The 13,048-nt window shown below is 66.3% G+C and carries 12 protein-coding genes; 6 read left to right on the top strand and 6 right to left on the bottom strand.

The features are described from left to right. Positions 1–3 precede the first annotated feature (3 nt). Positions 4–324, top strand: a complete 321-nt coding sequence (locus L2Y96_RS08720; protein WP_247335701.1) for a hypothetical protein — start codon at positions 4–6, stop codon at positions 322–324. 71 nt (positions 325–395) lie between these two features. Beyond that, positions 396–875: a transcriptional repressor gene (locus L2Y96_RS08725; protein ID WP_247335704.1), complete on the top strand. Its 480-nt coding sequence runs from the start codon at positions 396–398 to the stop codon at positions 873–875. A 63-nt stretch (positions 876–938) separates the two neighbouring features. Here the strand turns inward: L2Y96_RS08725 and L2Y96_RS08730 are convergent, their stop codons facing one another. Continuing rightward, positions 939–2,936: a TonB-dependent receptor gene (locus L2Y96_RS08730; protein WP_247335706.1), complete on the bottom strand. Its 1,998-nt coding sequence runs from the start codon at positions 2,934–2,936 to the stop codon at positions 939–941. A gap of 219 nt (positions 2,937–3,155) precedes the next feature. Here L2Y96_RS08730 and L2Y96_RS08735 point away from each other — a divergent pair, with 219 nt between their 5' ends. The 3 genes from L2Y96_RS08735 (at position 3,156) to L2Y96_RS08745 (ending at position 4,872) form a co-directional block, all read left to right on the top strand. After that, positions 3,156–3,614: a MerC domain-containing protein gene (locus tag L2Y96_RS08735; protein WP_247335717.1), complete on the top strand. Its 459-nt coding sequence runs from the start codon at positions 3,156–3,158 to the stop codon at positions 3,612–3,614. A gap of 37 nt (positions 3,615–3,651) precedes the next feature. After that, a complete protein-coding gene (locus tag L2Y96_RS08740; RefSeq protein WP_247335719.1) occupies positions 3,652–4,620 on the top strand; it encodes a cation diffusion facilitator family transporter in 969 nt (322 codons plus the stop codon). Between the two features lie 93 nt (positions 4,621–4,713). Then, the gene (locus L2Y96_RS08745; RefSeq protein WP_247335722.1) at positions 4,714–4,872 is read left to right on the top strand and encodes a 30S ribosomal protein THX; all 159 of its coding nucleotides are present in this window, start codon (positions 4,714–4,716) and stop codon (positions 4,870–4,872) included. 52 nt (positions 4,873–4,924) lie between these two features. Here the strand turns inward: L2Y96_RS08745 and L2Y96_RS08750 are convergent, their stop codons facing one another. From L2Y96_RS08750 to L2Y96_RS08770, 5 genes are all read right to left on the bottom strand, one after another. Beyond that, positions 4,925–5,635 (bottom strand): class I SAM-dependent methyltransferase, encoded by a 711-nt coding sequence (locus L2Y96_RS08750; protein ID WP_247335725.1) that lies wholly within the window; start codon positions 5,633–5,635, stop codon positions 4,925–4,927. After that, complete coding sequence (locus L2Y96_RS08755) at positions 5,632–7,158, bottom strand: hypothetical protein (protein WP_247335728.1); 1,527 nt, start codon at positions 7,156–7,158, stop codon at positions 5,632–5,634. The genes L2Y96_RS08750 and L2Y96_RS08755 overlap by 4 nt, the downstream gene beginning before the upstream one ends. A gap of 88 nt (positions 7,159–7,246) precedes the next feature. Further along, positions 7,247–8,479 carry an imidazolonepropionase gene (gene hutI / locus L2Y96_RS08760; protein WP_247335731.1) on the bottom strand — a complete coding sequence of 411 codons (1,233 nt, stop codon included), beginning with the start codon at positions 8,477–8,479 and terminating at the stop codon, positions 7,247–7,249. Continuing rightward, positions 8,476–9,855, bottom strand: coding sequence for a chloride channel protein (locus tag L2Y96_RS08765; RefSeq protein WP_247335733.1), 1,380 nt, complete (start codon positions 9,853–9,855; stop codon positions 8,476–8,478). The genes hutI and L2Y96_RS08765 overlap by 4 nt, the downstream gene beginning before the upstream one ends. Then, a complete protein-coding gene (locus tag L2Y96_RS08770; RefSeq protein ID WP_247335735.1) occupies positions 9,852–11,423 on the bottom strand; it encodes a bifunctional GNAT family N-acetyltransferase/carbon-nitrogen hydrolase family protein in 1,572 nt (523 codons plus the stop codon). Before L2Y96_RS08770 ends, L2Y96_RS08765 begins: the two co-directional genes overlap by 4 nt. A 95-nt stretch (positions 11,424–11,518) precedes the next feature. Between L2Y96_RS08770 and L2Y96_RS08775 the strand changes: the two genes are divergently transcribed. Further along, on the top strand, positions 11,519–12,871 hold the full coding sequence (locus tag L2Y96_RS08775) for a formimidoylglutamate deiminase (RefSeq protein WP_247335737.1): 1,353 nt from the start codon (positions 11,519–11,521) through the stop codon (positions 12,869–12,871). Positions 12,872–13,048: the final 177 nt, after the last annotated feature.

Raw genomic sequence — 13,048 nt, forward strand, 5'->3', positions numbered from 1 at the left:
ATTGTGGAAGAACTCCTCGCCAAAGCCACGCAGGGCGTCGATCCCCAGGCGCCCGGGGCGTTCTTCACCATCTTCATGAACCTGATGCGGCTGGTCCCCTGGGGCCAGCTCATCGCCTGGCAGGTGGTCTTCATCGTGGTGGGCGCGCTACTGGGTTGGTGGCGCGGCCGCTTTACGGCCACCGTGGTCGCTTCGCTGGTGCTGGGCCCGTTCGGCTGGGCCGTGCCCTTCCTGCCGCGCAAGGCTGTCGAGCCGCCTCCGTTGCCGCGTAGCGGCCCCGTGCCCCCGCAGCGACAGCCGCCTCCGCTTAAGCGGGGCCCTTAACGCCGGCACGCCCTCGCAAGCCCTCCCGGACTCGAAAAACGCAAGGCTGGCCTCATGTTAGAATCACAGCCATGAGCACTCACGCCAGCCACCATCACGATCACGACCACCACGATGACGCCCGCGGCTTCGTCGAGGCGGTGGAGCTCGCCTCGAACGAGCGTGGCCTGCGCCTCACGCCGCTGCGCCGCGAGGTACTGGAACTGGTGGCCGAGGCGGGCAAGCCCGTGAAGGCCTACGACCTGCTCGATCGCCTGCGCGAGAAGCACGGCAACGCCGCGCCGCCCACGGTGTATCGCGCGCTCGATTTCCTGCTCGAGAACGGCTTCATCCACAAGCTGGAATCGATCAACGCCTACGTCTCCTGCCACCATCCGGCGGAGTCGCACCAGGTGCCGTTCCTCATCTGCGACAAGTGCCAGTGCGCGCAGGAAGTCTGCGACGAGCGTGTCGCCGACCTGATCGAAGCCCAGGCCAAGGCCTTCGGTTTCCGCCCGCAGGCACAGACCCTCGAAGTCCACGGCATCTGCAAGAACTGCCGCGAGTCGTAAGCCGTTTCGTAAGCGCATAAAAAACGGGGCGCCGCATCACTGCGGTGCCCCGTCGCGTATCCCTTAAAAATAGGCGCGAACGCCTACGGATACATTGCGGCCTGGCATCGGTGCCACGTCCTTGAACAGCGATGTGGCCGGGCGGGCCGTCTGGTTGGTGAGGTTGTTGCCGTCGACAAAGGCTTCCCACTGGCTGCGTTCGTCATTGACGAAGGTCCAGCCGAAGTGCGCGTTCACCAGCGTGTAGCCCGCGGTATCGGTCTCAAACGCCGCCACCTTGTCCTGCTTCATGTAGCGCACCGCGCCGACATTCGCGCGCAGGCTATCGGCGCTCCAGCTCAGGGTGGAACCGACGCGGCCCGCCGGGATGCGCGGCACGTTGCCGCCGCCGTCGCTCAGCGTGGCGCGCACGGTATCGCCGAACACGCGCAGGTCCCAGTGGCCGGCCGGGCTATCGGAAAGATGGAAGGTGGCTTCCGCTTCCGCACCGCGGAATTTGGCATCGTTCTGCGACCACGTGCGCACCGGCAGGTCGTCTTCCACCAGGCCGGTGTCGGCGAGGTAAATGAAGTTCTTGTACCGGTTGTAGTACACCGCGACCTTGCCCTCGACGACATCGCCGTGGAAGTGCAGGCCCAGTTCCGCCTGGTTGGATTTTTCCTTGCCCAGGTCGGTGCCGATTTCAAAGGTGTTCGAGGCCTCGTGCGGGCCGTTCGCGAACAGTTCTTCTTCCGACGGCGCGCGTTCGGCGTGGTCGAGGTTCAGTGACAGGTGCCACTGTTCGGCGAAGCGGTAGGCAAAGCCCGCGGAGAAGCTGTTTGGCGAGTAATTGCGCTTGGCGCCATCGACCGGCTGCACGCTCTGCTTGTCGTGACGCGCGCCGAGTTCCACCTTCACCGGGCCGAAGTCACGCGTTTCGGTGAGGAATACGCCTGCGCCCTTGGTCGTGGTCGCCGGCACGAAGGTCTCTTCACCCACGGCAGCGAACTTGCGGTGCTGGGTCTGCACGCCGAACGAACCCACCCAGCCGCCGAAGTCGTCGTGGGTCACCACGAGGCGGCCCTGGTTGCTATCGGTGGAGAACGTCGTTCCTGGTGCGTCGCCTTCGAATTCCACGTGCTGGTACGCGCCGTGGCCAAGGCTGAATTCGATCTTGCTGATGCCATCGATCGGCTGCACGAGGCCACCCTTCAGGGTGTAGTTCGTCTGCGCCATCTTGATGTGCACCGGATCTTCGCCTTCAGCGGCATCGCCCGGCTCGGCGGGGCTGCCGTAAAGATCCATAAAGCGCGAGACGGAGAGGCCCAGGTAGCCCCACGAGCCCAGCAACGAGGCGCCCACCGAACCCGAGGTGGTCTTCACCGCGCTGTTGGCGAGGGTGCCGCCCGGGATGTCGTAATCCTTGTTGTCGCGATGCATGCCGTCGATGTGGATCGCGAACTGGTCGTTACCTGCATCGAAGCGGGCGAGGCCGGTCTTACCGTCGGAAACCGAATCGGTACGGACTTCGGCGCGGCCGGCGAAGCCGTTCTCCGGCGCCTTCTCCGGGATACGGCCATCGACCACGTTGACCACGCCGCCGATCGCGCCGGAGCCGTAGAGCAGGGTGGCCGGGCCTTTCAGCACTTCGATCTGGTCGGCGAGGAAGGGCTCGAGAGTCACCGCGTGGTCCTGGCTGACGTTCGAGACGTCCTGGGAGGACAGGCCGTTTTCCAGCACCGCGACACGCGGACCATCGAGGCCGCGGATCACCGGGCGGCCCACGGCGGTACCGAGCGCCGACGTCTGGACGCCGGGAATCGAAGAGACGGTTTCGCCGAGGGAGACGCCCTTGGCGTCATCCAGTGCCGAGCCGGCCAGCACGGCCACCGGTGCCACGATCTGGTCCGCGCTGCGGCCGCCCGGGACGGCGTTCACCACGATGCCCTCGAGCTTGTCGACATGCTTCTTCGATTTGCCCTGGGCATCGGTCTGGGTGTCCTGGGCGGTGTCGTCAGCAAGGGCGGGCATCGCCTGGCCGAACGTGGCGGCCAGGGTCAGGGCGAGAAGGGTCTTACGCATCGGGGTGGAACTCCGTGGCTTCTTGATGTGATGTTATAAAGTATCACGTCGGGTGCCGTTCAGCGCAAGAAGTCACGAATTTTTGAAAGGCCGCTGAAAGGCGGGCCGCGTAGCCGACAAGGCGGTGGAAAGCCCGCCCTGACGGGTGTGGCGCCGGAGCAATGTTATAAAGTACCATTGCTTGATTCGACCTGTGCAAAACCCCACGCTATGCACTCCATGACCGAACCCACGCTCGCTCCCATCGTTACCCCCGAGACCCGCCGTCGCTGGTGGCATGCGGCCGACCGGTTGGGAGCCACGGCGTCGTTCCTGTGCGCTATCCACTGCGCGTTGCTGCCGTTCGTTATCGCGGCGCTGCCGCTGCTGGGCCTGTCGTTCCTGGCCAACCACCGGTTCGAGGAAATCTTCGTCTCCTGTGCCTGTGTCCTCGCCATGGCCGCCCTGGTGTCGGGTTACCGCCGCCACCGCCGTCGCCTGCCGTTTGCGTTCGCCGTGCCGGGCCTGTTGCTGCTGGTCCTGGGCGTGACGTTCCTGCACAGCGATTCGCTGTTGATCCATAGCGTGCTGGTCACGATCGGTGGGTTGCTGGTCGCCACGGCGCACTTCATCAACCTCCGGGTCGACCACAGCGGGCATGCCGGGCATATCCACGGCCCCACCTGCGCCCACCCGTGATTGTGTAACCGGCGCCGCAGCACCTAGCCTTCGCCCCATGTCACACGACCACGCCCACGCGCACGGCCATTCGCATGGCCACGCGCATGATCATTCGCACGATCACTCGCATTTCGAAGGCAGTAGCGAAAAGAAGCTGCTTTTCGCCTTCGTGCTCACCCTTGTCATGCTGCTGGTGGAAGCCGCGGGCGGCCTCGTTTCCGGTTCGCTGGCGCTGCTTGCGGATGCCGGGCACATGCTGGTCGACGCCCTGGCGCTGCTTCTGGCCTTCCTTGGCGCGCGTTTCGCCGCGCGGCCGGCGGATGCGCGGCGCACGTACGGCTATGGCCGCATCGAGGTGTTGGCGGGCTTCGTCAACGCGCTCACCCAGTTCGCCCTGGTCGCGTTCATTATTTTCGAAGCCGTCCAGCGGCTTTTCCATCCCGAGCCGATCCTGTCCAAGATCATGCTCGTCGTCGCCGGCGTGGGCCTTGTCGCCAACGTGGTGGTCTTGCGCACCTTGCATGGCCACGACCCCGATGACGTGAATATCGCTGGCGCGAGCCTGCACGTTCTCGGCGATTTGCTGGGGTCCGTGGCGGCGGTGCTGGCGGCGTTGGCGGTCATGTGGATGGGCTGGCTCTGGGCCGATCCGGTCCTGTCGATCCTGGTGTCGCTGCTGATCCTGCGCAGCGCCTGGTCGCTCCTGCGGCGTTCCGGCCACATCCTGCTGGAAGGTACGCCCGAGGGCGTGCACCTGGACGAGGTCACGAAGGTGCTCCACGCGTCCGATCCGGCGATCCTGGACATCCATCACGTCCACGTCTGGCAGATGACCGCCGGTTCGCGGATGGCCACGCTTCACGCTGAGCTGGCTCCCGGGGCCGATCAGGCGCGTGTTCTCACGGCGATCAAGACGACCCTCAGCGAGCGCTGGCAGGTGGGCCACGCCACGGTACAGTTTGACCCGGGTGAATGTCCGGACGAGCTGGAAGGCTGCGGGCAGGACGGCCGGCACAGCCACTGACAGGGTCCGATTAGCCCGGACCCTTGCCATTTACGCGGCCGCTGATACGATGATCGGCCGTTTCTCTCCATTACCAGCATCAAGGAGTTTCCCATGGGCAAGGGCGATCGTCGCACCCGTCGCGGCAAGATCTACCGTTCCAGCTACGGCAATGCACGTCCGCACGTCGATATCGTGTCCGGCGCCGCTGTTGCCAAGCCGGCTGCCGCCAAGGCAGCGGCCAAGAAGGCAGCTCCGCGCAAGAAGGCCTGATCCCTTCTCGGCGTGACACGAAAAACCCCGCCCTGGCGGGGTTTTTTGTTGCCTAGAGTTCGGGGAGGTCCTCGAACTCCATGCCGCTCTCCGGGTGGGCGGCGATGAGGTTGCAGCTGACCAGGCCGGGGAACACGTTGCGGGATTCGTTCGCGTGGTTGTCCGGATTGAACAGGCGCGGTGTATGCGACCACGCGCGATAGCCCAGGGCCTTCACCGCGTCCACTTCGCGCTCAGCAGATGCCACGCCACCGAGGCGGGCGTAGATCAGCGGGCGATGTTGGTGGAGCGCCCGCGCAGCACCTGCCAGCAGGCCGGGCAAGGCATCGGGCAGGCTCACCTTCAGCAGATGCACGGCGGGCAGGTCGAGGTCGTCGAGCGTGGTGCGGCGGGTCGGTTCGCCATCGAGGTCTTCCACGCCCGTGTTCGCGCCGAACCATGCATGGTGGGTGTACACGTTGCCGAGCTGGTTGAGGGCGACGTTGGCACACAGTTGCTGGAACGGCAGGCGGCGCGGTTCAACGACGTGCACGACGCCTGTGTCACCGACGGCGCGTGCCAGCCAGAGCGTATGCGCGCCATGCTCGCCACCAACTTCGACGACGACGTGGCCATCGGTAACGACACCACTCAGGATGTCGGTTTCCTGTTCGGCCCATTCGCCGTAGAGCCGCAGGGAGCGCGCGGCGGGGGTGTCGCTCGTGGTAGGGGCGGCGACACCGTAGCGGGTCGTTAGCAGCGGTGGGTTCTTGGCGCGGGTCATGGGGTTCCGGGGTAGAGGAGGGAGCGGGCGTCGGCCAGTTCGCGGCGCAGGGCGCCGGCGATGTCGCCGCTCGCCGTGTGGCCTGGAAGGCGTTCGAAAGTGGCCTGGATGGCGAGTCGCAGTTCGAGCGATGCGATGTGCCATGCCGGGTGTTGCCCCGCGCTGAAGGCGTAACCGAGCGCGAGTGAGCAGGCATCGGCGGCATCAGCGGGTGGAAGCAGCGTGGCGCGCTGGTGCTCGCATTCAGCCGCGAGCAGCAAGGAGGCAGGGTCCCCGAGGGCCGTGTCGAGGCGTGTTAATGCCTCGTCGAGTGAAGCTAGCTGCGCGTCGCCTTTTTCCGCGCGTGCGCGGTACAGGACGATTTCCGCACGGCGGCGCTCGGCATGCGCAGGGGCGTGCAACGCCAGGCGTGCGCAGACGGCATCGGCAAGATCGAGCCGGGCTCGTACCGCTATGCCGACGAGCCAGCGCGACCAAGCCAGGTGGATGTCGATCCATGCGTCGAGCGGGGGCGCCTCCTGATCCTGGCCGTCGCCGCCAAGGTCGCGCAGGGCGAGCAGCCGCGACGCGCCGGATTGGCGGCTGATCCGGCCCAGTTCCGTGCGCAGGAGCTGGGCCCGCCACCAGGGGCGCTCCGCGGTCGTGCAGGTCGCGAGTGCGGCGTGGCAGAGCGCAAGGGCTTCATCGCCGGCGCGTGCCGCTTCGGCGCGATCGAGGATCGCCGCGCGTTGCGTGAGTAAGGCGGGGAGTAGCCAGCGTGCGAGATCGCCATCCGCACCCGGTGCTGGCGCCGTGGCCCGCAGGATGCCCTCCCATGCAGCGAAGTCGTCGGCGTGGCGGCCCACGTGGCGGATGGCGGGGTGTTCGCGGTCGCCGCTCAGGTAGAGCCGAGCTGGCGCACCCGGGGCGTGCAGCTGCGCGATCAGGGAGTCACCCACGCTGCTAGCCGGCGCGGGTGGGTCGGCGCGGCGTACGGAGAGCAGGTCCACGGGCTCCAGGGTGAGTTGCAGTGCAGGGGCTTCGTAGGCGGTACGTTGATACGTCCACTCTGGCGGGGCATGTGTCCTTGCGATGGTTTCGTCCTCGGTAACAGCGGGTGGCGGCGTGGGCTCGAACTGCGCGGCGATCGAGACCCTGGACGGCATGTCGGGCACGGGCTTTTGCTTGCGCCTGCGTCGCCAGGCAAACGTCGCCCAGGCCAGCAGGGCAAACACGCCAGCGCCCGCTGCCCATGGCATCCACGGCATGTTGGCGCTCGCTTGCTGCGGTTGCGGCGGTTGCGGCGGGGGGCTCGGTGCCGTGATTGCGGAGGGCGTTTTCGCCATGGCGTCGCCGGGCTCTGCCGGGTCTTCCATCGCATCGAGCATCCGTGACACATCCCGCATCTGCCGTGCGCGCTCCGCCGCTTCGGCTTTGCTATCGCGTTTCTCCGCGCACGCGCCTACGAGCGCGGCCACGCCCAGCGCGAACACGAAGAGGCATGCGCGTGGCAGCGCCTTGCGGAGAATGGATAGGGTGTTCAACAAGCTTCCTGGGACGCGGCCCGAGCTTGTTGATGTTAGGCAACCGTTGCCGCCAGATCGATGGAAGGATTCTGAAAAATCGCTCGGATTACACCGTGCGCTCGCCAGCCACCCATGTTTCCTTTAGCAGATTGCCGCCGATCCAGTAGCACAGTTCTGGCAGGTGCCGAACGTTCCACACGGCGAGGTCGGCGCGCTGGCCGATCGCGAGCGTGCCGCGGTCATCCAGGCCGAGTGCGCGGGCACCGTGCTGGGTTGCGCCGCGCAGCGCTTCCTCGGGCGTGAGGCGGAACAGCGTGCAGGCCATGCCCATGGCGAGACGTAGGGAGAGCAGTGGCGAGGTGCCCGGATTGAGGTCGGTGGCCACGGCCATCGCCACGCTGTGCTCGCGAAAGCCGGCGATAGGCGGCGGCCGCGTGTCGCGCAGGGCGTAGTAAGCACCGGGGAGCAGCACGGCAACGGTCCCTGCGGCGGCCATGGCTTTGATCCCTTCCTCGCTCGTCCACTCGAGGTGATCGGCGGAAAGGCCGTGGTAACGTGCGACAAGCGCGGCGCCGCCCAGGTCGGAGAGCTGTTCGGCGTGGAGCTTCACCGGCAGGCCCAGTGCCGTCGCCTTTTCGAAGAGGCGTTCGGTTTCCGCATGGCTGAAGCCGATGCCTTCGCAGAAGGCATCGACGGCATCGACGAGTTCTTCTTCGGCTAGCGATGGCAGCATCGTGTCGCAGACGAGCGCCACGTAGTCATCGCGGCGCCCGGCGTATTCCGGCGGCAGCGCGTGCATGCCGAGGAAGCTGGTGCGCACGTCGATGCCCAGCTCCACGCCGATGCGCCGTGCGACGCGCAGCATGCGCCGTTCGGCATCAGGTTCCAGGCCGTAGCCGGATTTGATCTCCAGCGTGGTCACGCCATCGGCGAGCAGGGCGCGCGCCCGGGGTAGCGATTGCGCAAACAGTTCGTCTTCGCTGGCGCTGCGCGTGGCGCGTACGCTGGAGACGATGCCGCCGCCGGAACGCGCGATCTCTTCATACGTAGCGCCTTCCAGGCGCATCTCGAATTCCTGCGCGCGATCACCACCGAAGACAAGATGGGTGTGGCAATCAACGAGGCCTGGCGTGATCCAGGTGCCCTGCAATGACTCGACCCGGTGCGACAGGCTATGGGGTTCGCCGGGCAGTTCGGTGCGGGCGCCCACGAACGCGATGCGCCCGTCCTTGATGCCGAGCGCGCCATCGGCGATGGCGCCGTAGGGCGTGCCGTTATCGGCCAGTGTGGCGAGGCCGGCATCGAGCAGCAGGTAATCCCAGCGGGTATCGGTGGTCATGGTGTGACGGCATCCGGCGGCAGCGGCGCCTCGCGGCGCGCGCGTTCTTCTTCATACGATGCGACGAGGGTATCCGCCAGCGCCTTGTACACCGGAACGCGGCAGACCAGGCCCGACATGGCGCGGGCGAGCAGGCACGCAGCCATGATCGGCAACGCCATCTGGTTGTTCGCGGTGAGTTCGAGCGAGATCACCGTGGCGGTGAGCGGAGCCTGGGTGACGCCTGCCAGATAAGCGGCCATGCCGAGCAGCACGACGGAGGAGGTATCGGCGCCCGGCAACAGGTGGGCGATGTTCGAGCCCAGTCCGGCACCGACGGCGAGGGCGGGCGAGAAGATGCCGCCCGGGATGCCTGCCCAGGAAGATGCGATGTTGCCGAGGAACTTCAGCACGCCGAAGAACGGGCCGGTATCGCCATGCCCCTCGAGGATGGCGCGGGCCTGGCCGTAACCCGTGCCGTAAAGGCCGTGCGCGGTCAGCAGGCTGAGCAAGACGAGCGCCAGGCCGCAAAACGCGGCAAAGACCACCGGCTGGCGGCCGCGGATGCGCGCCATCGCGCCGCGAAAGCCCCGGGCCGACGGGATGATGAGACGGGCGAACAGGCCGCCGGCCAGGCCGCCCACGACGCCGGTGAGCAATACGGCGATCCACGCCTTGCCCAGTGGCAGCGCGGCGGTGATCTCACCGAAGTACGCGTAGTTGCCGACGACGCCGAGCGACACGACGCCCGCGACGATCACAGCGGTGAGCAGCGTGCCGCTCATGCGGTGCTCGAAGGTGCCCGACATTTCCTCGATCGCGAACACGACACCTGCGAGCGGCGTGTTGAACGCGGCGGAGAGGCCCGCGGCGGAACCGGCGAGGATGAAGCGGCCCGCGGCGGCGGGCTCCGCGAATCCAAAGCGGCGCCCCATGGAATAGAGCAGCCCCGCGCCGACATGCACGGTCGGGCCTTCACGGCCGACCGAGGCACCACCGACGAGCGCCGCGAGGGTGAGCGCCATCTTGCCCACCGCGATCTTCAGCGATAGCAGGCGGTCGCGGAACCCTTCGTCTTCGACCTTCAGGGCGGCGATGGCCTGGGGAATGCCCGAGCCGCGGGTGGCTTTCATGGCGCCCTGGGTGAGCCAGCAGAGCAGGGCGAACATGGCTGGGGTCACCAGGAATGGTACCCACCAACCGTGCTCGGCCATGCCGTGGAAGAGTTCGTACGCGTAGTCAGCGGCCTTGGCGAAGAACACCGCGGAGAGGCCCACGATCACCGCGCCACTCCAGAACAGGATGCGGCGGCGCCACTCTTGTGCGGAAAGCCAATCGTGCTGGCGCAGGCGTTCGAGGCGCGATGCGGGCGCGCCTTCCCCCGTCGTATCGTTCATCGGGCTTCTGGGGTGCGCGCCCAGCGCACCTGGTAAAGGTCGTAACGGCGATCCTTGAGATTCTGCACCGCGCCGGAGTTGCGCGCCTTAGCCAGGTTCTCGAGGCGCAGATCGGCGAACAGCACGGTTTCGATGTTCGGCGTGGCGTCCGCGGCGATGCCGTCGCGTGCAAACGGGAAATCGCTGGGCGTGAGGATGCAGCTCTGGCCGTACTGGATATCGAAGTTGTTCACGCCGGGCAGGTTGCCGACATTGCCAGAGAGCACCACGTAACACTGGTTCTCGATGGCGCGGGCCTGCGAGCAGTAACGCACGCGCAGGTAGCCTTCGCGTACATCCGTGCAGAACGGTACGAACAGGATCAGCGCACCCTGGTCGGTGAGGTGGCGGGCCACCTCGGGGAACTCGGAGTCATAGCAGATCATCACGCCGATCGGGCCGCAGTCGGTCTGGATCGTCGCCGCGGAATCACCGCCGGTGATGTTCCACACGTTCTTCTCGCTGGGCGTCGGATGCAGTTTTTCGCGCTCGTGCAGCGAGCCATCGCGCAGCGCCACGTAGCAGACGTTGTGGATGTCGCCGTTCGGCTGGCGGGTGGGGTGCGAGCCGCCAATGATGTTGATGTTGAAGTGCACGGCCAGGCGATGGAACAGCGCCTTCACCTCATCGGAGTACTCGGAGAGGCGGCGGATCGAATCCACCGGCGAGAGCTCGGCGTTCTCGATGGAGAGCAGCTGCAGCGTGATCAGCTCGGGGAAGACGACGAAATCCGCGTCGTAGTCTGCCGCGATATCCACGAAGTATTCCACCTGCGTAGCGAATTCCGCGAACGAGGTGATCCGGCGCTGCTGGTACTGCACGGAGGCCACGCGGACCGAATCGGGCAGGCGGTGGCTGTGCGACACGCGCGGCGTATCCGGATGGTTGAGCAGGTGCGGGTTACGCCACACAAGGTGGGCCGCGTAGCCCAGTGATTCGTGGTCGGAAGGCACGTATTCGCGCAACAGCCCGATCACTTCAAAGCCGTTCTTCAGCTGGAAGCTCAGCGTGGGATCGCGGCGGCTGCCATCGACGATGGCCTGGACATAGCCTTCCGCACTCCCGTAGCGGCCAATGGCACGGCCCAGGCCCGGCATGCGTCCGCCGAACACGATGCCGCGAAGTTTCAGGTCCGTGCACAGGCGCTTGCGGGCCTGGTAAAGACGCTGGCCAATGCGCATGCCGCGGTAATCCGGGTGCACCACCACTTCCATGCCGTAGAGCCAGTCACCCTTGGGATCGTGCCTGGAGGCGAAGCCGCCGCCGGTGATCTGCATCCACGTATGCGGGGCGAGGGCCACCGCTTCGTTGATACGGAACGTGGCACAGAAACCCACGATATGGCCTTCGTACTCGACGACGAACTGGCCTTCGGGGAAGTTGTTCTGCTGGCCCTGCAGCATTTCGGCCGAATGGCCCCACTCGGCGGTGTAGACGCGGGCGGTCAGGGCGACCAGTTCCGGGATATCCGCGGGACGGGCCAGGCGGAGGGTGAGCTTCGGGGTCTGGGCGGGGGCGGTCTCAGTCATGTCCCTATTATGCCCCCGCAGCGTGAAGCCATTCACACGGGCACGCTATCCTGTGCGTATCGCGCGCAAGCGCGCTCCTACCTAAGGCTCTTCCGATGACCCAGTCGCACTTCACCGCCGATTTCCTCTGGACCGATGGTGCCTGGGCCGAGGCGGGCCTGGCGGTGAAGGAGGGCCGTTTCGCACCTCGGAACGGCGATGCGGGCCAGCGCATCGGCCGCTTCGTGCTGCCGGGCATGCCCAACCTGCATTCGCATGCCTTCCAGCGCGCCATGGCTGGCCTGGCCGAGCGCCGCGGTCCGGGCGAAGACAGCTTCTGGACCTGGCGCGAGACCATGTATGCCTTCGCCGAGGCCATCAACCCGGACGACCTGAAAGCCATCGCCACCCAGCTCTATGTCGAGATGGTGAAGGCCGGTTACACGCAGGTCTGCGAGTTCCATTACCTGCACCACGGGCCGAAGGGCGTGCATTACGCCGATCCGGCGGCGATGTCGCTGGCGTTGATCGAGGCGGCGAAAGAGGCGGGCATTGGCCTTACGCTGTTGCCGGTGCTCTACATGACCGGCGGCTTCGACGGCCGCCCGTTGAGCGAGCGCCAGCAGCGCTTCCGCCACGATGTGGGTCAGTACGTATCGTTGCTCGAGCGCCTTGTACCGATGCAGCACGACATGCTCAAGGTGGGTATTGCGCTGCATTCGCTGCGCGCGGTGCCGGAAGAGGCGATGCGCGCGGTGCTTGCCACGGGCGTGGCGAAGGATCTCCCGATCCACATTCACATCGCTGAGCAGATCGGTGAAGTGCAGGATTGCCTCGCCGTGCGTGGCGCGCGCCCGGTCGAGTGGCTGCTCGATCACGCCGATGTCAACGAACGCTGGACCCTGGTCCATGCGACGCACCTCACTGGCCATGAAACGAAGCGCATCGCGCAGAGCGGTGCGGTGGCCGGCCTGTGCCCGACCACCGAGGCGAATCTCGGCGATGGCCTGTTCCCGCTCGCGGATTACATCGACGCTGGCGGCACGCTGGGCATCGGCTCGGATTCGCATATCTCGGTTTCGCCGGTGGAAGAATTGCGTTGGCTCGAATATGGCCAGCGCCTCGTCACGCGCCATCGCAATGTCGCTTCACGTAAGCCGGAAGAAAGCACCGGCGTCGCGCTATGGCAGCGTGCGCTCGATGGCGGAAGGCGTGCGTCGGGTGCCGATATCGCACGACTGGGGCAGGGCGCCCGTGCCGACCTGCTCGTGCTCGATGACCAGGCGCCGCTGCTCGCGGCACGCGACGAAGCCGATGTGATCGATACGTTCCTGTTCGCAGGTAACACGCCGCTGGTTCGCGATGTGATGGTGGGTGGCACGTGGCGCGTGCGCGACCACGTGCATAGCGCCGAGACCCGCGCCGCTACCGACTACCGCCATACGGTGAAAAAACTCGCGGCGATGTAAACGCATACCGAGGCGAATCTGGCCTATTGCACTGCATCAGGAAACGTGATTTAGTCGGGCCATGATTCGCATCGCCGCCAATAACGCCAATACCAATAATGCCCGGAACCTCGGGAGGGTCGGCGTGTAGGCGGTTGCAACTGAAACCACCGAATCACCAAAGGCCCGCCCCTCAAA

Source organism: Luteibacter aegosomaticola, from assembly GCF_023078475.1.
In the GTDB taxonomy this organism is placed as follows: domain Bacteria; phylum Pseudomonadota; class Gammaproteobacteria; order Xanthomonadales; family Rhodanobacteraceae; genus Luteibacter; species Luteibacter aegosomaticola.

Coding starts and splice junctions, on each gene's coding strand:
- L2Y96_RS08725 (WP_247335704.1), top strand. CDS start 396: ATGAGCACTCACGCCAGCCACCATCACGATCACGACCACCACGATGAC.
- L2Y96_RS08730 (WP_247335706.1), bottom strand. CDS start 2,936: ATGCGTAAGACCCTTCTCGCCCTGACCCTGGCCGCCACGTTCGGCCAG.
- L2Y96_RS08735 (WP_247335717.1), top strand. CDS start 3,156: ATGACCGAACCCACGCTCGCTCCCATCGTTACCCCCGAGACCCGCCGT.
- L2Y96_RS08740 (WP_247335719.1), top strand. CDS start 3,652: ATGTCACACGACCACGCCCACGCGCACGGCCATTCGCATGGCCACGCG.
- L2Y96_RS08745 (WP_247335722.1), top strand. CDS start 4,714: ATGGGCAAGGGCGATCGTCGCACCCGTCGCGGCAAGATCTACCGTTCC.
- L2Y96_RS08750 (WP_247335725.1), bottom strand. CDS start 5,635: ATGACCCGCGCCAAGAACCCACCGCTGCTAACGACCCGCTACGGTGTC.
- hutI (WP_247335731.1), bottom strand. CDS start 8,479: ATGACCACCGATACCCGCTGGGATTACCTGCTGCTCGATGCCGGCCTC.
- L2Y96_RS08765 (WP_247335733.1), bottom strand. CDS start 9,855: ATGAACGATACGACGGGGGAAGGCGCGCCCGCATCGCGCCTCGAACGC.
- L2Y96_RS08770 (WP_247335735.1), bottom strand. CDS start 11,423: ATGACTGAGACCGCCCCCGCCCAGACCCCGAAGCTCACCCTCCGCCTG.
- L2Y96_RS08775 (WP_247335737.1), top strand. CDS start 11,519: ATGACCCAGTCGCACTTCACCGCCGATTTCCTCTGGACCGATGGTGCC.